Genomic DNA, 23,010 nt, shown 5'->3' on the forward strand with positions numbered 1-23,010 from the left:
TTACTCAACGTCGCGGCCTGGGGGAGGGGTTCTGGCATTTTCCAGAGGAATTTGTCAGGGGGGGGTGGTAGGGGCGGGTGGAAACGGCCCGGAAGCGGTCCGGGACCTCCGGGACCGGCTTCCCGGGACGGCCGCTCAGCCCCGGCTCTCCACCGCCGTCGCGATCTCCGCGAGGTCCTTGGCGAGCGCCCGGGCGACCGCCCTCGCGCCGAAGCGGTTGATCAGCCGGGTGACCAGGCCGGGCCTGCGGTCGTGCGAGGGGCGGGCGCTGAAGGTCATCCGGAGGGTGGTGGCCCCGGCCGAGACCGCGGGGCCCTCGGGGAGCAGGGTGATCTCGCTGACGTAGTGCATGCCGTGCGAGTCGGCCACGGTGACATAGCGGTCGGGCGGTTCGCAGGCGGTCACCGTCATCTCCTCGGTGGCCTCCTTGCCCATCATCCGCCGGGTCTCGCGCCACCGGGTGCCCACCCCGAAGCCGCCCGGGGTGAGCACCTCGACCTTCTCGACGCCGCTGAGCATCCGGGGCATGTCCCGCAGGTCGGTGATCGACTCCCAGACCCGCCCGGGGGAGGCGGCGACGCGGCGCTCGACGACGACGGAGGTGGTTCCTGTCATGGCTTCATGGGACCACCGTCGGCCCCGTCCCGCAGGAGCGCGCCGGGCCGGTCGCCGCCCGCCTCCGCCACGATCTCTTCGAGGGTCTGGGCCCTGCGGACGGTGGTGAAGGCGACGCCGCCGTCGTCCGTCGGGGTGAATCCGTGGACCGCGGGCCGGGGCAGGCTGTTGTACGCGTAGTGGTGGGCGAAGTAGTACGCGCCGGTGTCCGGCACGGCCACCACGTCGTCCGGCCGCAGCAGTGGCAGCAGCCGCCCGGTGGCGAGCAGGTCCCCGGCGAAGCAGGCGGGGCCCGCCACGTCCTGGACGGTCTCCTCGCCGGTGCGGCGGCGGCCCCCGGCGTCGTACGCGAGGACGCGCAGCGGCCAGGACTCCGGCGCGTACACCGTGCGGGTGGCGACCTGGACGCCCGCGTGGGTGACGGCGATCGGGCGCCCGCCGGAGACCTTGGTGTACTCGACGCGGGCCAGCACCGTGCCGTGCTTGGCGAGCAGCGAGCGCCCGAACTCGGTGACCAGGGCGTAGCGCCCGTCGAGGAGGCCGGGGACGGTCGTGGCGAGCAGGCCGGCGTACTGGGCGTAGGTGGGGGTGTCCTCGTCGGAGGCGAAGTTCACGGGGAGCCCGCCGCCGATGTCGAGGGTGTCGATCTGCTGCCGGCCGGCCCGGGTGTTGATCTCCTCGGCGAGCGCGTAGGCGGCGCCGACGCCCTCGGCCATCAGGGCGAGCGGGATGCCCTGGGAGCCGGTGTGGGTGTGCAGCCGGGTGAGCCAGGGGCGGTCGAGGTAGGCCCGGACGACGGCCTCGCGGGCGCCGTCGTCGCGCAGCGCCACGCCGAACTTGGAGGTGGCGGTCGCGGTCGACAGCGCGCCGATGGAGCCGGCCCCGATCTGCGGGTTCACCCGCAGGCCGAGCGGTGAGGCGGTCGGCGCGGAGGCGACCAGCGCGTCGAGCCGGGCCAGCTCCTGGAGGTTGTCGGCGTTGACCGCGATGCCGAGTGCGAGGGCCTGGCGCAGTTCGGCGGGGGTCTTGGCGGGCGAGTCCAGGACGGTGCGGGCGGGCGGCACCCCGGCCGCGCGGGCCAGCGCCAGCTCGCCGGGGCTGGCCACCTCGACGCCGAGCCCCGCCTCGTACAGCAGGCGCAGGACGGGCACGAGCGGGGCGGCCTTCACGGCGAAGGCGTGCAGCACGGGGGCGTCGGTGACGGCGGCGAAAGCACTGGTCAGGGCGGCTGCGGAGGCGCGGATGCCGGCGGTGTCGAGGAGGGCGACGACGGGTTCGCCGGGGGTGAGGAGCCCTTGCTCGACGGCGGCCCGGACGGCCCGGTCGCGCGCGTGTTCCCGGCGGTCCGGTCCGGGGTCGGTCCCGGGGTCCGTTCCGGGGTCGGTTCCGTGGTGCGTTCGGTGGTGCGTTCCGTGGTCCGTTCCGAAGGAGGAAGCCATCTCCCCATCCCACCACCGGGTGGGGTGAGGCCGCAGCTGTTGACTACTTCTATTCAGAGGGTCAGGATGTGAATATCTGAACCACATTCGAGGAGGCACCGCCATGTCAGGACCCCGCCCCGTACGAGCAGCGCGCGGTACGGAACTGAGCGCCCTGGGATGGCAGCAGGAAGCCGCCCTCCGGATGCTCCAGAACAACCTCGACCCCGAGGTCGCCGAGCACCCCGACAAGCTGGTCGTCTACGGCGGCACCGGCAAGGCCGCCCGCGACTGGCGCTCCTACGACGCCATGGTGCGCACCCTGCGCACCCTCAAGCAGGACGAGACCATGCTGGTCCAGTCCGGCCGCCCGGTCGGCGTCATGCAGACCCACGAGTGGGCCCCGCGCGTCCTCATCGCCAACTCCAACCTGGTCGGCGACTGGGCCAACTGGGAGGAGTTCCGGCGCCTGGAGGCCCTCGGCCTCACCATGTACGGCCAGATGACCGCCGGCTCCTGGATCTACATCGGCACCCAGGGCATCCTCCAGGGCACCTACGAGACCTTCGCCGCCGTCGCCGCCAAGAAGTTCGGCGGCACCCTGGCCGGCACCATCACCCTCACCGCCGGACTCGGAGGCATGGGCGGCGCCCAGCCGCTGGCCGTCACGATGAACGACGGCGTCGCGATCTGCATCGACGTCGACCCGCGCGCCATCGAGCGCCGCATCGAGCACCGCTACCTGGACGTCAAGGCCGACAACCTCGCCCACGCTCTCCAGCTGGCCGTCGAGGCCCGCGACGCCCGCCGCCCGCTCTCCATCGGCCTGCTCGGCAACGCCGCCGAACTGCTCCCGCAGATGCTCGCCGAGGGCGCCCCGATCGACATCGTGACGGACCAGACCTCCGCCCACGACCCGCTCGCCTACCTCCCCGTCGGCATCGCCTTCGAGGACATGGCCGACGCCGCCGCCAAGGACCCGGCCGGCTTCACCACCCGCGCCCGCGAGTCCATGGCCCGGCACGTCGAGGCCATGGTCGGCTTCATGGACGCCGGCGCCGAGGTCTTCGACTACGGCAACTCCATCCGCGGCGAGGCCCAGCTGGCCGGCTACGACCGCGCCTTCGCCTTCCCCGGATTCGTCCCGGCCTACATCCGCCCGCTGTTCTGCGAGGGCAAGGGCCCGTTCCGCTGGGCCGCCCTCTCCGGCGAGGCCTCCGACATCCACAAGACCGACAAGGCGATCCTCGACCTCTTCCCGGAGAACGAGTCGCTGCACCGCTGGATCAAGATGGCCGGCGAGCGCGTCCACTTCCAGGGCCTGCCCGCCCGCATCTGCTGGCTCGGCCAGGGCGAGCGCGACAAGGCCGGCGACATGTTCAACGACATGGTCGGCAACGGCACCCTCGCCGCGCCCCTCGCCATCGGCCGCGACCACCTGGACTGCGGCTCGGTCGCCTCCCCGTACCGCGAGACCGAGGCCATGCTCGACGGCTCCGACGCCATCGCGGACTGGCCGCTCCTCAACGCCATGGTGAACGTCGCCTCCGGCGCGTCCTGGGTCTCCCTCCACCACGGCGGCGGCGTCGGCATGGGCCGCTCCATCCACGCCGGCCAGGTCACCGTCGCCGACGGCACCCCGCTCGCCGGCGAGAAGATCCGCCGCGTGCTCACCAACGACCCCGGCATGGGCGTCATCCGCCACGTCGACGCCGGCTACGACATCGCCGAGCGCGTCGCCGACGAGAAGGGCGTGCGCGTCCCCATGCGCGAGGGTGACTCCGCGTGACCTCGTCCTCCGACGCCGCCGAGGCACCCCGGGGCTCCCGGGGTGCCTCGGCGGGCACCTCCCCGACCTTCCACGCCATGTGGCGCAGCCTCGCGGGCATCGGCCGCGACACGGGCTCCGGCGGCTACCGCCGCTACGCCTGGACCGCGGCCGACGCCGACTGCCGGCTCTGGTTCCGGATGCAGGCGGAGGCCCGCCGCCTCGACGTCGAGACCGACCGCAACGGCAACCAGTGGGCCTGGCTCGGCGACCCCACCGCCGGTGACGCCGTCGTCACCGGCTCCCACCTGGACTCCGTCCCCGACGGCGGCGCCTTCGACGGCCCGCTCGGCGTCGTGTCCTCCTTCGCCGCCCTCGACGAACTCCGCAAGCGCGGCGTCTCGTTCAAGCGGCCCCTCGCCATCGTCAACTTCGGCGACGAGGAGGGCGCCCGCTTCGGACTCGCCTGCGTCGGCTCCCGCCTCACCTCCGGGCAGCTGACCAAGGAGAAGGCCTTCGCGCTGCGCGACGCCGACGGGATCAGCCTCCCGCAGGCCATGGAGGCCGCCGGGTACGACCCCGAGGCCATCGGCGCGGACCCGGAGCGGCTCGCCCGCATCGGCGCCTTCGTCGAACTCCACGTCGAACAGGGCCGCGCCCTCGACCTGTCCGGGGACGCCGTCGGCATCGCCTCCGCGATCTGGCCGCACGGCCGCTGGCGGTACGACTTCGCCGGCGAGGCCAACCACGCCGGCACCACCCGGCTCGTCGACCGGCGCGACCCGATGCTCACCTACGCCGAGACGGTCCTCGCCGCCCGCCGCGAGGCCGAACTCGCGGGCGCCGTCGCCACCTTCGGCAAGATCGCCGTCGAACCGAACGGCGTCAACGCCATCCCGTCGCTGGTCCGCGGCTGGCTCGACGCGCGCGCCGCCGACCAGGGCTCCCTGGACGCCGTCATCGCGGGCGTCGAGACGGCCGCCCGCGAGCACGCCGAGCGCGCCGGCATCGACCTCACCGTCGTCCGCGAGTCCTTCACCCCGGTCGTGGACTTCTCCCACGCGCTGCGCGACGAGCTGAGCCGCATCCTGCTGGACCGGACCGGCGACAAGGTCCCCGTCCTGGGAACGGGCGCGGGACACGACGCCGGAATCCTCTCCGCGTCGATCCCGACCGCCATGCTGTTCGTACGCAACCCCACGGGCGTCTCGCACTCCCCGGCCGAATTCGCGGCCGAGGACGACTGCGTGGCGGGCGTCCACGCACTCGCCGACGTACTGGAGGACCTGGCGTGCAGGTGACCTACTGGCTGGAGCACGCCTGGCTCGACACCCACGTCGAGCCGGGCGTCGCCCTCACGGTGTCCGTCAGCGGCTCCGCCGCGGGCTCCGCCGACGGACGCATCACCGAGGTACGGACCGGGGTCGACACCCCGCCGCCCGGCGCCGTCGCCCTCCGCGGCCTCACCATCCCCGGCCTCGCCAACGCCCACTCGCACGCCTTCCACCGCGCCCTGCGCGGCACCGTCCAGGTGGGCTCCGGCACCTTCTGGACCTGGCGCGAGGTCATGTACACCGTCGCCCAACGCCTCACCCCCGACAGCTACTTCACGCTCGCCCGGGCCGTGTACGCGGAGATGGCGCTGGCCGGCATCACCAACGTCGGCGAGTTCCACTACCTCCACCACGCGCCCGGCGGCACCCCGTACGCCGACCCCAACGCCATGGGCGAGGCGCTCATCGCGGCGGCCGGGGAAGCGGGCATCCGCATCACCCTCCTCGACACGGCCTACCTCTCCTCCGGCTTCGGCGCCGCCCCCGAACCGCACCAGCTGCGCTTCACCGACGGCACCGCCGACGCCTGGGCCGAACGGGTCTCGGCCCTCAAGGAACGGGACGGCGTCCGGATCGGCGCGGCCATCCACTCCGTACGGGCCGTCCCCGCCGACCAGCTCTCCACGGTCGCCGACTGGGCCCGCGAACGCCGGGCCCCCCTGCACGTCCACCTCTCCGAGCAGACCGCGGAGAACGACGCCTGCCAGGCAGCCCACGGCATGACGCCCACCCAACTGCTCGCCGAGCACGGCGTCCTGGGCGCGCGGACCACCGGCGTCCACAACACCCACATGACCGACGCCGACATCGCGCTGATCGGCGGCTCGTCGACGGGCACCTGCATGTGCCCCACCACCGAACGCGACCTCGCCGACGGCATCGGCCCGGCCGTCGCCCTCCAGCGCGCCGGCTCGCCCCTCTCCCTGGGCAGCGACAGCCACGCGGTCATCGACCTCCTGGAGGAGGCGCGGGCCATGGAACTCGACGAACGCCTGCGCACCCGCACCCGCGGCCACTGGACGGCCGCCGCGCTGCTCCGCGCGGCCACCGCCGACGGCCACGCGGCCCTCGGCCGCCCCGACGCGGGCACCCTGGAACAGGGCGCCCTGGCCGACTTCACCACCCTCACCCTCGACTCGGTCCGCACGGCGGGCCCGGTCCCCCGCCTGGGCGCCGAGACGGCGGTCTTCGCGGCGACGGCAGCGGACGTCCACCACGTGGTGGTGGGCGGCCGGGCGATCGTCAAGGACGGCGTCCACACGTCCGTACCCGACGTGGGCGCGTCCCTCGCGCACGCGATCAAGACCCTCAGAGACTGACCCCCACGACACCCGCCCCCGTTGTGGGCAATCGTTCCGCAGGGCGGAACGGGTGGGCACAACCCACCCACGGCCCGCACCTACCCACCCACCCCGGAGCCGCACCCATGACCACCACGGTCATCACCGACATCGCCACCCTGGTCACCAACGACCCCACCGTCGGCGACGGCTCACCGCTGGGGCTGCTGACGGACGCAGCCCTGGTCCTGGACGGCGACCGGGTCGCCTGGGTGGGCCCGGCGTCGCAGGCCCCCGCCGCCGACCGACAGGTCGACGCCGAGGGCCGCGCCGTCATCCCCGGCTTCGTCGACTCCCACTCGCACCTCGTCTTCGCGGGCGACCGCACCGCCGAGTTCAACGCCCGGATGTCCGGCCAGCCGTACAAGGCGGGCGGCATCCGGACGACGGTCGCGGCGACCCGCGCGGCCACGGACGCCGAGCTGTCGGCGAACGTCGCCCGCTACATGAGGGAGGCGCTCCGCCAGGGCACGACCACGTTCGAGACGAAGTCCGGCTACGGCCTGACGGTCGAGGACGAGGCCCGCGCCCTGCGCGTCGCGGCGGAGCACACGGACGAGGTCACCTACCTGGGCGCCCACATCGTCTCCCCGGACTACGCCGACGACCCGGCCGGCTACGTGGACCTGGTGACGGGCGCGATGCTGGACGCCTGTGCCCCGTACGCCCGTTGGGTCGACGTGTTCTGCGAGAAGGGCGCGTTCGACGGCGACCAGGCGCGGGCGATCCTCACGGCGGGCAAGGCGAAGGGCCTCCTCCCGCGCGTGCACGCCAACCAGCTGTCGTACGGCCCCGGCGTGCAGCTCGCGGTCGAACTGGACGCGGCGAGCGCCGACCACTGCACGCACCTGACGGACGCGGACGTGGACGCGCTGGCGTCCGGGAACACGGTCGCGACGCTGCTGCCGGGCGCGGAGTTCTCGACCCGCGCCGAGTGGCCGGACGCCCGCCGGCTGCTGGACGCGGGCGTGACGGTCGCGCTGTCCACGGACTGCAACCCGGGCTCGTCGTTCACGTCCTCGGTCCCGTTCTGCGTCGCGCTGGCCGTCCGCGACATGCGGATGACCCCCGACGAGGCCCTCTGGTCCGCGACGGCCGGCGGCGCGGCGGCCCTCCGCCGCACGGACGTGGGCCACCTCACCCCCGGCACCCGAGCCGACCTGACCTTCCTGAACGCCCCCTCCCACGTCCACCTGGCCTACCGCCCCGGCGTCCCGCTGGTGTCGGAGGTCTGGCGCCGGGGCATCCGGGTGGCCTGACGCCGGCCGACCGCTCACTCCTCCGCCGTCAGCCCCCTGCGGAGCCGGGCCAGGGTGCGGGCGAGGAGGCGGGAGACGTGCATCTGGGAGATGCCGAGTTCTTCGCCGATCTCCGACTGGGTAAGGCCCGCGGTGAAGCGGAGGGAGAGGATGCGGCGGTCGCGGGGCGGGAGGGAGGCGATCATCGGTTTGAGGGACTCGATGTACTCGACGCCCTCGATGCCGTGGTCCTCGTAGCCGAGCCGGTCGGCGAGGGTGGCGCCGTCGGAGTCGGTCTCCTCGGGCGGGGCGTCGAGCGAGCTCGCGGTGTACGCGTTGGCGGCGGCCATGCCCTCGACGACCTCGTCGGTGCGGATGCCGAGTTCCCGCGCGAGTTCCTCGACGGTGGGGGAGCGGTCGAGGCGCTGGGCGAGCAGGTCGCCGGCCTTGGCGAGGTCGATGCGGAGTTCCTGGAGCCGTCGCGGGACGTGCACCGACCACGAGGTGTCGCGGAAGAAGCGCTTGATCTCGCCGATGATCGTCGGCATCGCGAAGGTGGGGAACTCGACGCCGCGGGCCAGGTCGAAGCGGTCGATCGCCTTGATGAGGCCGATGGTGCCGACCTGGACGATGTCCTCCATCGGTTCGCTGCGGGTGCGGAACCGGGAGGCGGCGAACTTCACCAGGGCCAGGTTGAGTTCGATCAGGGTGTTGCGGACGTACGCGTACTCGTGGGTGCCCTCCTCCAGCTCGCCGAGGCGGGCGAAGAGGGTCTTGGACAGGGCGCGCGCGTCGTGCGGCGCGATCTCGTCCGGGTGCGGGATCCGCGGGAGGTCCGCGAGCTCCGGGACGTCGAGCCGGGGTGACATGGTCTCCTCCATCGTTGTTCTCTCGCTGCGGTGTGCGGCGCCTCCGAGCCGGCCATGCGGAATGTGTCCTTCTAGGCCTACCCGCTCGGACCCGATGGTTGCAAGTGGCAATTGTCCGGGTTGTCCTTATGTGTAGGGGAGCTTGTGTGCGGTGAACCGGTCCGCGCTTGTATGGTTCGACGCATGTACCGCCAGCACATCGGCAGCGCACCCGGGCGGTTCCGGGTCGAGGTCCGCACCGTGGGGGCGAGCGAGGTGCTCACCCCGGTGGGTGAGCTCGATCACCACACCGCCGAACTGTTGCGTGCGCCACTCGACCAGGCCCTCGACGAGGGGCGCTCACGTCTCGTACTCGACTGCTCACGGCTGGACTTCTGCGACTCCAGCGGGCTCAACGTGCTGCTCGGCGCCCGCCTGCGGGCGGACGCCGCCGGCGGCGGGGTCCATCTGGCGGCGATGCGGCCGGTGGTGGCCCGGGTCTTCGAGATCACCGGCGCGGACGCGGTCTTCACCCTCCATGACTCGCTCGCGTCCGCTCTCCCCGACTGATCCCGCACCGACCCCCCGACCCTGCTCGTCCCGTCACACGTCAATCGGCTGAACTCGGTGAGGTGAAGCGCTGATGGAGACTGCCTCCGGCGACCCCGACGTCCGCACCCTCGCCCTCGGGGCGGCCAGTGGCACCGTCCCGCTCGCCCGCGACTTCACGCGCCAGGCGCTCTTCGACTGGGGCTGGCTGCCGGCCGCCACCGCCGACCGCAGGGCCGCCGCCGAGGACGTCCTGCTCGTCGTCTCCGAACTGGTCACCAACGCCTGCCTGCACGCCGACGGCCCGGAGAGCCTGCGGGTGCTGCGCTCCGCCGGGGTGCTGCGCCTGGAGGTCGTCGACCGCGGCGCGGGCCAGCCCGCCCCGCGTACCCCGCACCGGTCCGGACGGCCCGGCGGGCACGGCATGTTCATCGTGCAGCGGCTCTGCCGCACCTGGGGCATCGACCGCGTCCCGGGCGCCCCCGGCAAGACGGTCTGGGCCGAACTCGGCGCACCCGCCTAGGACTTTCACAAGCTCTCCGTCCTCTTGTCTTCCCTCCACAGGACCCCAGGCGTACCTTGACGCCCAATCTGAAAGACCGTCAGTAACTTCGCGGTGCCCAGCCGCGCTGCGACGGTCCCCGAGGGTGAGGGGTGCTTGAGGTGCCGAACCGGAGGAGAACGGCCGGCGCGCTGACGGCGGCGATGACGGTGGCGGGCGCGACGGTCCTGCTCACCGCCCCCGCCGCCCACGCGACGGTCGTCGACGTCAACTACGCCTGCGAGACGAAGATCGGACCCAAGGGCGCCGTCTCGCCCGTCGACATCACCGCCGTCAAGAACGGCGGGTCCTACACGATCACCATGTCCTTCGAGAAGGGCGTCTCCGACAGCCCCGTCGAACTCCCGAAGGGCGTCATGACCCCCCGCGCCGAACTCGTCGTCGGCGGCGCGGACAGCGGCAAGGTCCAGGTCAAGGGCGTCCCCAACACGGTCGCCATCCCGCCGAACACCCCCATCGCCATCGGCAAGCTGACGGGGACGTACACCCCGAAGAAGAGCGGCAAGGTCACCTTCACCGCCGGGGTGCTCACCGTCCACGCGCTCGGCATGGACGCGGCCGTCTGCACCCCCAAGAACAACCCGAAGCCCGCACTGGAACTGGACGTCACGGCGGCCGGCGGCGCGGGCGGATCCGGTGACTCGGGCGGCTCGGGCGACTCGGGCGGATCCGGCGGTACGGACACCCTGCCCAAGACCGGCCCGCTCGACTCGGCCGTCGCCCTCGGCACCCTCGGCGGCACCGTGCTGCTGACCGGCGCGGCCGGGGTGCTCTGGCTCACCCGGCGCACGGCACGCTGATGCGGACGGCGTGGGCCGGTACCGGGGCCGCCGCGCTCGCCCTCCTGGGGGCGGTCGCGGCGGCCCCCGCGCCCGGCTGGACGGCGGCGCCCGCCGCGGGCCGCCCGTACGTCTACCTGGAGGGCGCCGCCGGCAGCGTCCTCCAGGACACCCTGTCCGTCACCAACCCGGGCGCCCGCCCGCTCACGGTCCGGCTCACCGGCCAGGGCGCCCGGGGCGCCCAGGTCGCCTTCGCCGCCCGGACCGTCACCGTGCCCGCCAGGACCCGCGCGGACGTGCCGTTCGCGGTGACCGTCACCGCCGACACCCCGCCCGGCGACCTCCGCGGCACCGTCCGGGCCAGTGCCGCCGGCCGCGAGACGCTCGTCCCGCTGCACCTGCGGGTCAGCGGGCCGCGGCTCGCCGCGCTGACCGTCGAGGACGTCCGCCTCGACCGCTCCGGCACCTTGCACTACACGCTCGTCAACCGCGGCAACACCCTGCTCGCCCCGCGCCTGGCCGTCCGCGCCGACGGGGTCCTCGGCCGCCGGCTCGTGGACCGGCCCGCACGCCCGCTGCCGCTGACCCTGCGCCCCGGCGAGCGGGCCGCCCGCACCGAAGCCTGGCCCGACCCGCCCGCCCTGGACTCGGTCACCGTCCGCGTGACGGCCACCGCCTCGGGCGCGGCCCCCGCGACCGCCGCCGCGGACACCGTCTTCGCCTCCGCGGTGGGCGTCGGCGCCGCGGCCGCCGCCCTGCTCGGGGCGGGCGGCGCGACCGCGTACGCGATACGGAGGAACCGATGAGGCCGACGAGGCCGACGAGGCCGACGAGGCCGATGAGGCCGATGCGTACGGGCGCGGCCGCCGCCCTGCTCGCCGCGCTGCTGTTCGCCCTGCTGCCCACCGCCCCCGCGGCCGCCGAGGCCGCTCCCAAGGTGGCGCTCTCGCAGAGCGAGGGCGGCAAGGGCGGCGAGCTGACCGTCAGCGGCTCCGGCTGGAAGCCGGGTGCCCTGCTCATGCTGCTGATCTGCGGCCAGTCCGCACCCGGCAAGGGCGTCATCGGCGGCACCAACTCCTGCGCCAACACCGACGGGCGGGCCGCCACCGTCGACGCCAAGGGCGCCTTCAGCCAGAAGCTGCCGGTCGCCGAGCCGCCCAAGCCCTGCCCCTGCGTGGTGCACGTGGCCGGGGTCACCGGCCAACAGGATTCCGTGGACGTCGAGTTCACCGTCGCCGGGCACCCCACCGCGCCGCTGCCCGAGCCGACCGGCGGCGGCCGGCTCGCCGTGCTCGCCACCGTACGGCTCGAAGGCTCCAGCGGCGTCCTCGTCTGGTTCGGCGCGCCCGCCCGGCGCGAGGTGGTCTTCACCGTCGGCAACCTCGGCCAGACCCCGGTCGAGGACCCGGTCTTCGAGGTCGGCACCAGCCACGGCGTGTTCTCGCCGCAGTACGAGGAACGGCAGTGGCGCGGCACCCTCGCCCCCGGCCGCAAGGCCCAGATCCGGCTGCCCGCCGAACTGACGGCGGGCGCCCACGGCGACTACCAGGTGTCCGTGCGGTACGGCGGCAAGGTGCTGGTCGAGCAGCCCTGGGGCGTCGGGCGCCCGTGGGGCGTGACGCTCTTCTGGCTGCTGCTCGCGGTCGTCGTCCCGGCCGCCCTGTTCCGTATCGGCATGGCGGTCGTCGACCGCACCCGCCCGGCGGGCCACCGGCGGCAGCGGCGGCACCACCACCGGGTGCCGGACCGCGCCCCCGTACCCGTACCGCCGGCGACCGCCGGTGACGAACCGACCGCGGTCCTGCCGTGGTTCACCCCCCATTCCGCACCGTCAGAGAACAGTCCGACGACGAAGGGACAGTCGTGAGCACGACACGCACGACCCGGAGGACGCTCGCGGCGGGCGTCGCGCTGATGCTCGGCGGCGCGGGAATCCTGCTGACCGCGAGCCCCGCCCTGGCCGCCGAGGTCTCGTACAAGACCGAGTGCATCCCGCCCTCGATCTCCGGCCTCCCGCCGGTGCAGGGCACCACCAAGGTGCTGGTCACCGCGCCCGCCGAGGCCAAGGTGGGCGACGAGGTCGAGGTGGTCTGGAAGACGGTCCAGGCCGCCTCCAAGAACCCCGACGTCCTCGACCTGGACAAGGACACCGTCAAGCCGACCGGCACGATCAGGATCGGCGGCGCGGGCAGCGGCACCCTGTCCATGGAGGGGCCGCGGCAGAACCCGCCGATCAAGAAGAACAGCCCGATGGTCCTGCCGGACATGAAGGGCAAGCTGAAGCTGGACAAGGCGGGCGAGATCACGCTGACGCCCGACAAGTACACGATCAACGTGTCCAAGCCGCTGTCGACGGACACGAAGTGCTCCCCGAAGGAGACGGTCGGCGCCGCCGCCACGATCAAGGTGACGGACGGCGGGGGCACGACGGGCTCGGGCGGTACGACGAGCTCCGGAGGCTCCACGAGTTCCGGCGGTACGACGGCCTCGGGCGGCTCCACGACGACGTCCGGCGGCTCGACGACCACGTCGGGCGGCTCGACGACCACCTCCGGGGGCTCCACGGCCTCCGGCGGCTCGACGACCACCTCGGGCGGCTCCACGAGCAGCGGCGGCTCGACGACCACGTCCGGCGGCGGCACCACGGCCTCCGGCGGGAGCTCGGGCGGGGGCGGCGGCCCGTCCGACTTCCCGGGCAAGGAGGTCGCCGTCAAGCTGTCCTGCGTCTCGCCCGGACCGAAGGCCGTCACGTCCAAGGTGTCCATCAGCGCCCGCAAGAGCGGCGGCTCGTACGAGCTGACCGTCAAGACGGCGAAGGGCGTCATGACGAGCCCGGCCCCGCTGCCCAAGGGGGCGCTCAAGCCCTCGATGGCGGTACGGATCGGGGGCGCCGACAGCGGCAAGGTGACCGTGCGGGGCCCGGCCAACCCGGCTCCCGTGGCGGCCGGCGAGATGGTGTCGCTGACCGACATGACCGGCACCTACAAGCCGGGCGCCAGCGGCAAGGCGACGCTCAGCCCCGGCGACCTCACCATCACGGTGACGCTCGGCGGCTCGGACATCGTCATCCCGTGCAAGGTCCAGGGCACCTCCCCGGTCTCCCTGGAGCTCGACACCACCAAGCAGGCCGGCGGCGTCGTCGGCGGCTCGGGCGACTCCGGGGGCTCCGGCGGCGGTGACGACCTCGCCCACACCGGCGCCGACGACACCGGCGCCCTGCGCGCCCTCGCCCTCGTGGCGGGCACGGTGATCCTGCTCGGCGGCGCGGTGTTCACCTTCACGCCGTGGGCCCGCCTGCGGCGCTAGCGGGCCGGGAAAGCGGCGGGAACGGCGGAGGGCCGCCGCACCGGATCGGTGCGGCGGCCCTCCGTACGTACGGGACCGGCAGGGTCAGCGGACGCTGCCCATGAGGCCCTGGACCTTCTTGCGGTACATGAAGATCGCGAATCCGGCGAGGACGGCCAAGGCCGCTTCCATCGCGATGATCCCGGTGCCGTTCAGGTCCACACCGGCCAGCGACAGCAGACCCGTGGTGCAGTCACCGGCGGTGACGGCGAGGAACCAGACACCCATCATCTGGGAGGCGTACTTCTGCGGGGCCATCTTCGTGGTGACGGAGAGGCCGACGGGGGAGAGGCACAGCTCACCGATGGTCTGGATCATGTAGATCGAGACGAGCCACATCGGGGAGACCTTGGTGCCGTCGGCCGCCATGTTCATCGGGACGATGAAGACGAAGAAGGACGCGCCGACCAGGACCAGGCCCATCGCGAACTTCACGATGGTGTTGGGCTCCTGGTTCTTGCGGGCCAGCCACAGCCACAGCCAGGCGAAGACCGGGGCCAGCGCCATGACGAACAGCGGGTTCAGCGACTGGTACCAGGTGGCCGGGAAGCCGAGACCGAAGACGGTGTCCGAGGTCTTGCCGTCGGCGAAGAGCGACAGGGTCGAGCCACCCTGGTCGTAGATCATCCAGAAGACGGCGGCGGCGACGAAGAACCAGATGTAGCCGGTCATCTTCGACTGCTCGGTCTTGTCGAGGTCCTTGTCGCGCTTGATGCGGACCAGGACGGCGACCGGGATGATCAGACCGGCGAGGGTGATCGGGACCAGCGCCCAGTTCAGGGTGTACATGCCGAGGCCGACGACGACGCCGTAGAAGACGGCGGCGAGGGCGATGACCAGGCAGACCTTGACCAGGACGCTCTTGCGCTCGGCGGCCGAGAGCGGGTTCGGGACGATGTTGCTCTTCGGGCTGAGGTTCTTGGTGCCGAGGAGGAACTGCACCAGGCCCAGGCCCATGCCGACCGCGGCGAGCGCGAAGCCGAGGTGCCAGTTGACCTTCTCGCCGACGGTGCCGACGACGAAGGGCGCCACGAACGCACCGAGGTTGATGCCGATGTAGAAGAGCGTGAAGCCACCGTCACGGCGCGCGTCGTCCGGGCCGTCGTACAGGTGGCCGACCATCGTGGAGATGTTGGCCTTCAGCAGACCGGAGCCGGCCGCGACCAGCGCCAGACCCGCGAAGAACGCCGCCTGGCCCGGGATCGCCAGCGAGGCGTGGCCCGCCATGATCACGAAACCGGCGATGGCGACCGTCTTGCGGGCGCCCCAGACGCGGTCGCCGAACCAGCCACCGGGCATGGCCATCAGGTAGACCATCGACACGTACACGGAGTAGATCGCCGTGGCCGTGGCGGCCGTCATGGCGAGGCCGCCGCCCTGGCTGCCCGTGGCGGCGTCGGCGCCACCGGAGACCAGGTAGAGGACCAGAAGGGCCCGCATGCCGTAGTAGGAGAAGCGCTCCCACATCTCGGTCATGAAGAGGGTGGCCAGACCACGGGGGTGGCCGAAGAAGGTCTTCTCGGAACCAGGGGTTCCGGTAGAAGCCCTCGTCAGGCTGGACGCCATGTCGATCCTTGCTCTGTCGGGACGCGCGCTTCGTGAGCGGGGTGCGCCCGGTGGGGGAGGCCGGCACCGGCGAGGCGCGGTCGCACCTCCCCGGGATCCACGCCCTGGCGCGTCATCGCGTCCAGGACCCGGCCCACAGGTCGTTCACTGTTCCCAAGACTGCCGAGGCGCGCCTTGTGCAGAAAAGAGACCCTTGGCGGACGAACACGGCCAAAGGTCCCCGATTACCGCTACAGAACTCTCGACACCATACGACACGACAGTGCCGGATATGGAAGGACTTGAGAGATGGATCACAGGCGACTACGGAACCAACTTCCGCCAATCGAAGGTCATCAGCAGGTTACGGGCCAAGATCCACAGGTGCGGCGCACGGCCGGTGGATCACGCCCCGGCACCGTCGCCGTGCGGACTACCATCACCCCATGACCCGTGTACTGCTCGCCGAGGACGACGCCTCCATCTCGGAACCGCTGGCCCGCGCCCTGCGGCGGGAGGGATACGAGGTCGAGGTGCGGGAGGACGGTCCGACCGCCCTCGACGCCGGACTCCAGGGCGGGGTCGACCTCGTCGTGCTCGACCTGGGCCTGCCCGGCATGGACGGCCTGGAGGTCGCCCGCCGGCTGCGCGCCGAGGGCCACACGGTGCCGATCCTGGTCCTCACCGCCCGCGCCGACGAGGTCGACACGGTGGTCGGCCTCGACGCCGGCGCCGACGACTACGTCACCAAGCCCTTCCGGCTCGCCGAGCTGCTCGCCCGCGTCCGGGCCCTGCTCCGGCGCGGCGCCACCGAGCCCGCCGTCGCCCCCACCACCCACGGCGTGCGGATCGACGTCGAGTCGCACCGCGCCTGGATGGGCGACGAGGAGCTCCAGCTCACCGCCAAGGAGTTCGACCTGCTCCGGGTGCTGGTCCGCGACGCGGGCCGGGTGGTCACCCGCGACCAGCTGATGCGCGAGGTCTGGGACACCACCTGGTGGTCCTCCACCAAGACCCTCGACATGCACATCTCCTGGCTGCGCAAGAAGCTGGGCGACGACGCGGCCAACCCCCGCTACATCGCCACCGTCCGGGGCGTCGGCTTCCGCTTCGAGAAGAGCTAGGCACCCGTCTCCGTGCGCCGCCGCCTGATCAACTCCACGCTCGCCGTGGTGCTCGTCGTCATCGCCGTCTTCGGGGTCTCCCTGGTGATCGTCGAGTCCCGCACCATCTCCAACAGCGCCCAGGAGAGCGTGGACTCCGAGGCGCTGCGGATCGTCTCCATCGTCGACAGCCGGCTCATCGGCGGGGAGCCCGTCAACCCGGACATCCTGGCGGAGCAGAGCGGCGCCAAGCGGTACGCCCGGATCACCATCCCCGGCCGCGACGCCATCGAGATCGGCGCCCGCCCGAGCGGCCAGGTCATCCGCGGCCTGGCCGAGGGCGAGCGCGGCGAGACCGTGACCGTCGAGGAGGCCCGCTCGGCCGTCACCGACGAGGTCGCCCGCACCCTGATGATCATCGCGGGCGTGGCGCTGCTCTGCGTCGTGGCCGCCGTGCTGCTCGCCGTACGGCAGGCGAACAAACTGGCCTCACCGCTCACGGACCTCGCCGAGACCGCCGAACGGCTCGGCTCCGGCGACCCGCGCCCCCGGCACAAGCGGTACGGGGTGCCCGAGCTGGACCGGGTCGCGGACGTCCTGGACAACTCCGCCGAGCGGATCGCCCGGATGCTCACCGCCGAACGCCGGCTCGCCGCCGACGCCTCCCACCAGCTCCGCACGCCCCTCACGGCCCTCTCCATGCGCCTGGAGGAGGTCGCCATGGCCGACGACCTCGACACGGTCCGGGAGGAGGCGACGATCGCGCTCACCCAGGTCGAGCGGCTGACCGACGTGGTCGAGCGGCTGCTCACCAACTCGCGCGACCCCCGGACCGGCTCCGCCGTCGCCTTCGACCTGGACGAGGTCGTCAAACAGCAGATCGAGGAGTGGCGCCCCGCCTACCGCAGCGCCGGCCGGGCGATCGTCCACTCCGGCAAGCAGGGCATGCGGGCCGTGGCCACCCCGGGCGCGGTCGCCCAGGTCCTGGCGGCGCTGATCGAGAACTCGCTCATGCACGGCGGTGGCACCGTCGCGCTGCGCACCCGGGTCACCGGCAACCAGTCGGTGATCGAGGTCACCGACGAGGGCCCCGGCGTCCCCGCCGACCTCGGGGCGCGGATCTTCGAGCGGGCGGTCAGCGGGCGCAGCTCCACGGGCATCGGCCTCGCGGTCGCCCGGGACCTCGCGGAGGCCGACGGCGGGCGTCTGGAGCTGCTCCAGCAGCAGCCGCCGGTGTTCGCGCTCTTCCTCGGCCGCGAGGTCCGCAGCCACGCGGGGCGGGACCCGGAACGCCCGGTCCGCTGAGCGGACCGGGCGTTCGAGGGGTCGACTCGGCCGGGATCAGACCCGGTCGGGCTGTTTGCGGGAGGGCTGGCGGGGCGCCTGCTCCAGGAACGATTCGGCGGTCTGCACCGCCTCCTTCGCGGGCAGCGCCTTGAAGACCCAGGTCCGGTACGACCAGAAGCGGAACAGGGTCGCGACGCCGATGCCGAAGAACTTGAAGAAGTTGCTCGCCAGCGGGGTGTCCCAGCCGAAGCCGTACGTCGCCGCGTACAGCACGCCGTTCTCGATCACCATGCCGACCAGGCTGAACAGCAGGAACAGGGTCAGTTCCTTGGTACGCCCGGACTTGTCGCGGTCGCGGTACGTGAAGTAGCGGAACCCCACGTAGTTGAAGGCGATCGCGACGACCGTGGCGATGATGCTCGCCCTGACCACGGGGAGGTCGGTGAGGTGGCGGACCAGGTTGAAGACGACCAGGTTCACCAGGACGCCCAGTCCGCCGACCACGCCGAACTTGGCTACCTCGCGGACGAGCCGGTCCACTCGCATGCGCAGCGCGCCGGGTTCACTCATCGTGATGGCTCTGTCCCGTCCGTTTCGGATGTGCTCCGGTCGACGCCCGGACGGCGTCAACCAAACCATGCTAACCAGCCCTCCTGTCACCCGCCTGTGTTGCTCGCGATCCGTGGACGAACCCACTCCGGGCTGTGACAAAACACAGCCGGACGAGTGTCCGGAACTTGTGCGGATACCCTAAGAGGGTGACGTTCCCGGTAGTCGGCATGGTCGGTGGCGGTCAGCTCGCCCGTATGACCCACGAGGCGGGTATCCCCCTCGGCATCAAGTTCAAGCTGCTCAGTGACACCCCGCAGGACTCGGCGGCCCAGGTGGTGAGCGAGGTCGTCGTCGGCGACTATCGCGACCTGGACACGCTGCGTGACTTCGCGCGCGGCTGCGACGTGATCACTTTCGATCACGAGCACGTGCCCGCGGAGCACCTGGCGGCCCTGGAGGCGGACGGCATCGCCGTCCGTCCCGGCCGTGCGGCCCTCGCGCACGCCCAGGACAAGGGGGTGATGCGGGCGAGGCTCGACGCGATCGGCGCGCCCAGCCCGCGGCACCGCCTGGTGGCCGACCCGGCCGACGCGGCGGCCTTCGCCGCCGAGGGCGACGGCTTCCCGATCATCCTGAAGACCGTGCGCGGCGGCTACGACGGCAAGGGTGTCTGGTTCGTGCGCTCCGAGGCGGACGCCCACGACGCGTTCCGCGCGGGCGTCGAGGTCCTCGCCGAGGAGAAGGTCGACTTCGCGCGCGAGCTCGCCGCGAACATCGTCCGCTCCCCGCACGGGCAGGCCGTCTCCTACCCGGTCGTGGAGTCCCGGCAGGTCGACGGCGTCTGCGACACGGTCATCGCGCCCGCCCCCGGGCTCTCCGACGAGCTGGCGGGGCAGGCGCAGGAGCTGGCCCTCCGCATCGCCAAGGAGCTCGACGTCGTCGGCCACCTGGCCGTGGAGCTCTTCGAGACCGCCGACGGGCGCCTCCTCGTCAACGAGCTCGCCATGCGCCCGCACAACTCCGGCCACTGGACCCAGGACGGCGCGGTCACCTCGCAGTTCGCCAACCACGTCCGGGCCGTCCTCGATCTTCCGCTGGGCGACCCGCGCCCCCGCGCGAAGTGGACCGTGATGTGCAATGTTCTCGGTGGCGACTTCCCGGACATGTACTCCGCGTACCTGCACTGCATGGCCAGGGATCCGCAGCTGAAGATCCACATGTACGGCAAGGACGTGAAGCCCGGTCGCAAGGTGGGCCACGTCAACACCTACGGCGACGACCTGGACGACGTGCTGGAGCGCGCCCGCCACGCCGCCGACTACCTGCGAGGAACGATCGTTGAGTAATCCGCTCATTGGCATCGTCATGGGATCCGACTCGGACTGGCCCGTCATGGAGGCCGCCGCGCAGGCCCTGGACGAGTTCGAGATCGCGTACGAGGTCGACGTCGTCTCCGCCCACCGCATGCCGCGCGAGATGATCGCGTACGGCGAGCAGGCCGCCGAGCGCGGTCTGAAGGCGCTCATCGCGGGCGCGGGCGGCGCCGCCCACCTGCCGGGCATGCTGGCCTCGGTCACCCCGCTGCCCGTCATCGGCGTCCCCGTCCCGCTGAAGTACCTCGACGGCATGGACTCGCTGCTCTCCATCGTGCAGATGCCGGCCGGCGTCCCGGTCGCCACCGTCTCGGTCGGCGGCGCCCGCAACGCGGGCCTCCTCGCGGCCCGCATCCTCGCCACCCACGACCCCGAACTCCTCGCCCGCATGCGGAACTTCCAGCAGGAGCTGCACGACCAGGCGACCGAGAAGGGCAAGCGGCTGCGGGCCAAGGTCGAGGGCGCGGAGTCCTTCGGGTTCGCCCGGTGAACGCGGCCGACCGCCTCGCGGAGGCGCGGGAACTCCTCGCCTCCGCCCCCGTCGTCGACGGGCACAACGACCTGCCCTGGGCGCTGCGCGAGCACTGCGGCTACGACCTCGACAAGCTGGACATCGCCGGCGACCAGAGCGGCTCGCTCCACACCGACCTGGCCCGCATGCGGGCCGGCGGCGTCGGCGCCCAGTTCTGGTCGGTCTACGTGCCCTGCCGGCTCACCGGCGACGACGCCGTCAGCGCCACCCTGGAGCAGATCGACCTCGTCGACCAGCTCCTCGACCGGTACCCGGCGGACCTCGCGCCCGCGCTCACCGCGGACGACATGGAGGCGGCCCGCAAGGACGGCCGGATCGCCTCCCTCAAGGGCGCCGAGGGCGGCCACTCGATCAACAACTCCCTCGCCACCCTGCGCGCCCTGCACACCCTGGGCGTGCGGTACATGACGCTCACGCACAACGACAACAACGACTGGGCGGACTCCGCGACCGACGTGCCGCGGGCCGGCGGCCTGACCGCCTTCGGCCGTGAGGTCGTCCGCGAGATGAACCGCACCGGCATGCTGGTCGACCTCTCGCACGTCGCCGCCACCACCATGCGCGACGCGCTGGACACCACCGGCGCGCCGGTGATCTTCTCGCACTCCTCCTCGCTCGCCGTCTGCGACCACCCGCGGAACATCCCGGACGACGTCCTGGAGCGGCTGCCCGCCAACGGCGGCGTGGCGATGGCCACGTTCGTGCCGAAGTTCATCCTCCCCGCGGCCGTCGAGTGGACCGCCCTGGCCGACGCGAACCTGCGCGCCCACGGCTTCGACCACCTCGACACCACCCCGGAGGCGATGGCGATCCACCGCGCCTTCGAGGAGGGGACCCCGCGCCCGATCGCGACGGCCGCCACGGTCGCCGACCACCTCGACCACATGCGCGAGGTCGCCGGCGTCGACCACATCGGCATCGGCGGCGACTACGACGGCACCGCCTTCACCCCGTCCGGCCTCGACGACGTCGCGGGCTACCCGAACCTGATCGCGGAGCTCCTCACCCGCGGCTGGTCCCACCAGGACCTGGCCAAGCTGACCTGGTCCAACGCGGTACGGGTGCTGCGCGACGCGGAAGCCGTGTCCCGCGAACAGCGCGCGCTGCGGGGCCCGTCGGTGGCGACGATCGCGTCGCTCGACGCGTAGGGCGGACGACCACGCGAGGGCCCCGTCACCGACGGGGCCCTCGCGCGTATCCGTGTCCGTGCGTCGTACGCGCGCCCGTCAGGCCCGCGGCCGCCCCATCGCCCGGTACGTCCACCCGGCCTCGCGCCACCGCTCCGGATCCAGCGCGTTGCGCCCGTCCAGGATCACCGGCGACGTCACGACCCCCGCCAGCTCCGCCGGGTCCACCGCGTCCCGGAACTCCCGCCACTCGGTCAGGTGCAGCACCACGTCCGCCCCCCGCACCGCCTCGACGACCGTGTCCGCGTACGCCAGCGTGGGGAAGAGCCGGCGGGCGTTGGCCATGCCCTTGGGGTCGTAGACGGTGACCTGGCCGCCCTGGAGGTGGATCTGGCCGGCCACGTTCAGCGCGGGCGAGTCCCGCACGTCGTCCGAGTCCGGCTTGAAGGTCGCGCCGAGCACGGCGACCCGCTTGCCGAGGAAGCCCCCGCCCAGCGCCTCGCGCGCCATCTCCACCATGGAGGCGCGGCGCCGCATGTTGATGGAGTCGATCTCGCGGAGGAAGGTCAGCGCCTGGTCCGCGCCGAGCTCGCCGGCCCGTGCCATGAAGGCCCGGATGTCCTTGGGCAGGCAGCCGCCGCCGAAGCCGATGCCGGCCCGCAGGAACTTGTTGCCGATCCGCTCGTCGTGCCCGATCGCCTCGGCCAGCTTGGCGACGTCGCCGCCGGCCGCCTCGCAGACCTCGGCCATCGCGTTGATGAAGGAGATCTTCGTGGCGAGGAAGGAGTTGGCGGAGGTCTTCACGAGTTCGGCGGTCGGGAAGTCGGTCACCACGAACGGCGACCCCTCCGCCACCGGCACCGCGTACACGGTGCGCAGCAGCTTCTCGGCCCGCTCGCCGCGCGCGCCCTCGGGGACGCCGACCACGATGCGGTCCGGGTGCAGGGTGTCCTGCACGGCGAAGCCCTCGCGGAGGAACTCGGGGTTCCAGGCCAGCTCGACGCCCTCGGGCAGCAGTCCGGCGAGCCGCTGGGCGGAGCCGACGGGCACGGTCGACTTGCCGACGACGAGCGCGCCCTCGCGCACCACGCCGGCCAGCGAGGCGAAGGCGGCGTCGACGTACGACATGTCGCAGGCGTACTCGCCGTGCTTCTGCGGGGTGTTCACGCAGACGAAGTGGACGTCGCCGAACGCGCCGACCTCCTCCCAGGAGGTGGTGAACCGCAGCCGCCCGCTGGATCCCTCGATCCCGTCGACGTGGCGCGCGAGCAGTTCCTCCAGGCCCGGCTCGTACATCGGCACCCGGCCGGAGGCGAGCAGTCCGATCTTCTCGGGCACGACGTCGAGCCCCAGGACCTCGAAGCCGAGCTCAGCCATGGCCGCGGCGTGTGTGGCGCCGAGGTATCCGGTGCCGATCACGGTGATCTTGAGGGCCATGCGGGACTCCCTGTGCGTACGGGCGGGGAAATGCCTGCCCGAGCATAGTCGGGGCCTGGATCGCGGCCCGGTCACGCCCTACCCTTTGGGTTACTTAACGGTAGTTAGCAAGCGTGGGAGTGAGTGAGCGTTGGCGTCCGGAAAGAACAACTCAGCCGCTGAATTCGACCTGTACCGCCCGTCGGAGGAGCACGACATGCTCCGTGAGTCGGTCCGTGCGCTGGCGGAGGCGAAGATCGCGCCGTTCGCCGCGGCGGT

Annotated in this window: 21 protein-coding genes and 1 pseudogene; 16 read left to right on the forward strand and 6 right to left on the reverse strand. The window is 72.5% G+C overall.

All coding sequences use genetic code 11. The annotated features are described in order from the left end of the window. Window positions 1-135 precede the first annotated feature (135 nt). A complete protein-coding gene (locus tag ACZ3ZE_RS33700; RefSeq protein ID WP_361172041.1) occupies window positions 136-615 on the reverse strand; it encodes an SRPBCC family protein in 480 nt (159 codons plus the stop codon). Next, complete coding sequence (locus ACZ3ZE_RS33705; protein ID WP_467261774.1) at window positions 612-2,054, reverse strand: type III PLP-dependent enzyme domain-containing protein; 1,443 nt, start codon at window positions 2,052-2,054, stop codon at window positions 612-614. Before ACZ3ZE_RS33705 ends, ACZ3ZE_RS33700 begins: the two co-directional genes overlap by 4 nt. Window positions 2,055-2,157: 103 nt before the next feature. Here ACZ3ZE_RS33705 and hutU point away from each other — a divergent pair, with 103 nt between their 5' ends. The 4 genes from hutU (at window position 2,158) to hutI (ending at window position 7,734) form a co-directional block, all read left to right on the forward strand. After that, a complete protein-coding gene (gene hutU / locus ACZ3ZE_RS33710) occupies window positions 2,158-3,822 on the forward strand; it encodes a urocanate hydratase (RefSeq protein WP_361172047.1) in 1,665 nt (554 codons plus the stop codon). Between the two features lie 77 nt (window positions 3,823-3,899). After that, window positions 3,900-5,102: an allantoate amidohydrolase gene (locus ACZ3ZE_RS33715; RefSeq protein WP_361172141.1), complete on the forward strand. Its 1,203-nt coding sequence runs from the start codon at window positions 3,900-3,902 to the stop codon at window positions 5,100-5,102. Continuing rightward, window positions 5,093-6,454: a formimidoylglutamate deiminase gene (locus tag ACZ3ZE_RS33720; RefSeq protein ID WP_363293099.1), complete on the forward strand. Its 1,362-nt coding sequence runs from the start codon at window positions 5,093-5,095 to the stop codon at window positions 6,452-6,454. Before ACZ3ZE_RS33715 ends, ACZ3ZE_RS33720 begins: the two co-directional genes overlap by 10 nt. A gap of 107 nt (window positions 6,455-6,561) precedes the next feature. Continuing rightward, a complete protein-coding gene (gene hutI, locus ACZ3ZE_RS33725; RefSeq protein ID WP_467261776.1) occupies window positions 6,562-7,734 on the forward strand; it encodes an imidazolonepropionase in 1,173 nt (390 codons plus the stop codon). Window positions 7,735-7,748: 14 nt separating this feature from the next. Here hutI and ACZ3ZE_RS33730 read toward each other — a convergent pair whose 3' ends face one another. Next, window positions 7,749-8,594 carry an RNA polymerase sigma factor SigF gene (locus ACZ3ZE_RS33730; protein WP_442305793.1) on the reverse strand — a complete coding sequence of 282 codons (846 nt, stop codon included), beginning with the start codon at window positions 8,592-8,594 and terminating at the stop codon, window positions 7,749-7,751. A gap of 171 nt (window positions 8,595-8,765) precedes the next feature. Between ACZ3ZE_RS33730 and ACZ3ZE_RS33735 the strand changes: the two genes are divergently transcribed. From ACZ3ZE_RS33735 to ACZ3ZE_RS33760, 6 genes are all read left to right on the forward strand, one after another. Beyond that, window positions 8,766-9,131, forward strand: a complete 366-nt coding sequence (locus ACZ3ZE_RS33735) for an STAS domain-containing protein (RefSeq protein ID WP_361172062.1) — start codon at window positions 8,766-8,768, stop codon at window positions 9,129-9,131. Between the two features lie 73 nt (window positions 9,132-9,204). Beyond that, window positions 9,205-9,633, forward strand: a complete 429-nt coding sequence (locus ACZ3ZE_RS33740) for an ATP-binding protein (protein WP_361172065.1) — start codon at window positions 9,205-9,207, stop codon at window positions 9,631-9,633. Window positions 9,634-9,773: 140 nt separating this feature from the next. Further along, window positions 9,774-10,472, forward strand: a complete 699-nt coding sequence (locus ACZ3ZE_RS33745) for a peptidase (RefSeq protein ID WP_363293097.1) — start codon at window positions 9,774-9,776, stop codon at window positions 10,470-10,472. Next, a complete protein-coding gene (locus ACZ3ZE_RS33750) occupies window positions 10,472-11,257 on the forward strand; it encodes a COG1470 family protein (RefSeq protein WP_361172068.1) in 786 nt (261 codons plus the stop codon). Before ACZ3ZE_RS33745 ends, ACZ3ZE_RS33750 begins: the two co-directional genes overlap by 1 nt. Window positions 11,258-11,298: 41 nt before the next feature. Next, a complete protein-coding gene (locus tag ACZ3ZE_RS33755; protein WP_361172071.1) occupies window positions 11,299-12,318 on the forward strand; it encodes a hypothetical protein in 1,020 nt (339 codons plus the stop codon). Window positions 12,319-12,365: 47 nt separating this feature from the next. Beyond that, on the forward strand, window positions 12,366-13,757 hold the full coding sequence (locus ACZ3ZE_RS33760) for a hypothetical protein (RefSeq protein WP_467261783.1): 1,392 nt from the start codon (window positions 12,366-12,368) through the stop codon (window positions 13,755-13,757). A gap of 84 nt (window positions 13,758-13,841) precedes the next feature. Here the strand turns inward: ACZ3ZE_RS33760 and ACZ3ZE_RS33765 are convergent, their stop codons facing one another. Further along, window positions 13,842-15,362, reverse strand: coding sequence for a peptide MFS transporter (locus ACZ3ZE_RS33765; RefSeq protein ID WP_361172074.1), 1,521 nt, complete (start codon window positions 15,360-15,362; stop codon window positions 13,842-13,844). 425 nt (window positions 15,363-15,787) lie between these two features. On the opposite strand from ACZ3ZE_RS33765, the gene ACZ3ZE_RS33770 reads away from it, so the two are divergent. Both ACZ3ZE_RS33770 and ACZ3ZE_RS33775 read left to right on the forward strand, forming a co-directional pair. Beyond that, window positions 15,788-16,465: a response regulator transcription factor gene (locus ACZ3ZE_RS33770; protein ID WP_046910107.1), complete on the forward strand. Its 678-nt coding sequence runs from the start codon at window positions 15,788-15,790 to the stop codon at window positions 16,463-16,465. A 12-nt stretch (window positions 16,466-16,477) separates the two neighbouring features. Beyond that, window positions 16,478-17,749, forward strand: a complete 1,272-nt coding sequence (locus ACZ3ZE_RS33775; RefSeq protein WP_361172078.1) for an ATP-binding protein — start codon at window positions 16,478-16,480, stop codon at window positions 17,747-17,749. A 36-nt stretch (window positions 17,750-17,785) separates the two neighbouring features. Here the strand turns inward: ACZ3ZE_RS33775 and ACZ3ZE_RS33780 are convergent, their stop codons facing one another. After that, window positions 17,786-18,301 carry a GtrA family protein gene (locus tag ACZ3ZE_RS33780; RefSeq protein WP_361172081.1) on the reverse strand — a complete coding sequence of 172 codons (516 nt, stop codon included), beginning with the start codon at window positions 18,299-18,301 and terminating at the stop codon, window positions 17,786-17,788. 134 nt (window positions 18,302-18,435) lie between these two features. Here ACZ3ZE_RS33780 and ACZ3ZE_RS33785 point away from each other — a divergent pair, with 134 nt between their 5' ends. From ACZ3ZE_RS33785 to ACZ3ZE_RS33795, 3 genes are read left to right on the forward strand one after another with little or no spacing between them, the layout of a single operon-like run. Beyond that, entirely contained in the window at window positions 18,436-19,629 is a 1,194-nt protein-coding gene (locus tag ACZ3ZE_RS33785) for a 5-(carboxyamino)imidazole ribonucleotide synthase (protein WP_442306209.1), read from the forward strand. 19 nt (window positions 19,630-19,648) lie between these two features. Continuing rightward, window positions 19,649-20,146, forward strand: coding sequence for a 5-(carboxyamino)imidazole ribonucleotide mutase (gene purE / locus ACZ3ZE_RS33790; protein ID WP_442306212.1), 498 nt, complete (start codon window positions 19,649-19,651; stop codon window positions 20,144-20,146). Next, window positions 20,143-21,336, forward strand: a complete 1,194-nt coding sequence (locus ACZ3ZE_RS33795) for a dipeptidase (RefSeq protein ID WP_361624967.1) — start codon at window positions 20,143-20,145, stop codon at window positions 21,334-21,336. The genes purE and ACZ3ZE_RS33795 overlap by 4 nt, the downstream gene beginning before the upstream one ends. Before the next feature lie 78 nt (window positions 21,337-21,414). On the opposite strand, the gene ACZ3ZE_RS33800 is transcribed toward ACZ3ZE_RS33795, so the two are convergent. Further along, window positions 21,415-22,752 (reverse strand): UDP-glucose dehydrogenase family protein, encoded by a 1,338-nt coding sequence (locus tag ACZ3ZE_RS33800; RefSeq protein ID WP_361172087.1) that lies wholly within the window; start codon window positions 22,750-22,752, stop codon window positions 21,415-21,417. Between the two features lie 130 nt (window positions 22,753-22,882). Between ACZ3ZE_RS33800 and ACZ3ZE_RS33805 the strand changes: the two are divergent. Further along, window positions 22,883-23,010, forward strand: a pseudogene (locus ACZ3ZE_RS33805) (acyl-CoA dehydrogenase); the annotation flags it as partial.

It is taken from the genome of Streptomyces sp. NPDC023157, from assembly GCF_055560575.1.

Excerpts from the sequence above, each read along its gene's own strand:
- ACZ3ZE_RS33760 (WP_467261783.1), top strand. The coding sequence starts at position 12,366 with ATGCTCGGCGGCGCGGGAATCCTGCTGACCGCGAGCCCCGCCCTGGCC.
- ACZ3ZE_RS33715 (WP_361172141.1), top strand. The coding sequence starts at position 3,900 with ATGTGGCGCAGCCTCGCGGGCATCGGCCGCGACACGGGCTCCGGCGGC.
- ACZ3ZE_RS33800 (WP_361172087.1), bottom strand. The coding sequence starts at position 22,752 with ATGGCCCTCAAGATCACCGTGATCGGCACCGGATACCTCGGCGCCACA.
- ACZ3ZE_RS33780 (WP_361172081.1), bottom strand. The coding sequence starts at position 18,301 with ATGAGTGAACCCGGCGCGCTGCGCATGCGAGTGGACCGGCTCGTCCGC.
- hutI (WP_467261776.1), top strand. The coding sequence starts at position 6,562 with ATGACCACCACGGTCATCACCGACATCGCCACCCTGGTCACCAACGAC.
- purE (WP_442306212.1), top strand. The coding sequence starts at position 19,649 with ATGGGATCCGACTCGGACTGGCCCGTCATGGAGGCCGCCGCGCAGGCC.
- hutU (WP_361172047.1), top strand. The coding sequence starts at position 2,158 with ATGTCAGGACCCCGCCCCGTACGAGCAGCGCGCGGTACGGAACTGAGC.
- ACZ3ZE_RS33755 (WP_361172071.1), top strand. The coding sequence starts at position 11,299 with ATGCGTACGGGCGCGGCCGCCGCCCTGCTCGCCGCGCTGCTGTTCGCC.
- ACZ3ZE_RS33740 (WP_361172065.1), top strand. The coding sequence starts at position 9,205 with ATGGAGACTGCCTCCGGCGACCCCGACGTCCGCACCCTCGCCCTCGGG.
- ACZ3ZE_RS33750 (WP_361172068.1), top strand. The coding sequence starts at position 10,472 with ATGCGGACGGCGTGGGCCGGTACCGGGGCCGCCGCGCTCGCCCTCCTG.
- ACZ3ZE_RS33770 (WP_046910107.1), top strand. The coding sequence starts at position 15,788 with ATGACCCGTGTACTGCTCGCCGAGGACGACGCCTCCATCTCGGAACCG.
- ACZ3ZE_RS33700 (WP_361172041.1), bottom strand. The coding sequence starts at position 615 with ATGACAGGAACCACCTCCGTCGTCGTCGAGCGCCGCGTCGCCGCCTCC.
- ACZ3ZE_RS33705 (WP_467261774.1), bottom strand. The coding sequence starts at position 2,054 with ATGGCTTCCTCCTTCGGAACGGACCACGGAACGCACCACCGAACGCAC.
- ACZ3ZE_RS33765 (WP_361172074.1), bottom strand. The coding sequence starts at position 15,362 with ATGGCGTCCAGCCTGACGAGGGCTTCTACCGGAACCCCTGGTTCCGAG.
- ACZ3ZE_RS33730 (WP_442305793.1), bottom strand. The coding sequence starts at position 8,594 with ATGGAGGAGACCATGTCACCCCGGCTCGACGTCCCGGAGCTCGCGGAC.
- ACZ3ZE_RS33735 (WP_361172062.1), top strand. The coding sequence starts at position 8,766 with ATGTACCGCCAGCACATCGGCAGCGCACCCGGGCGGTTCCGGGTCGAG.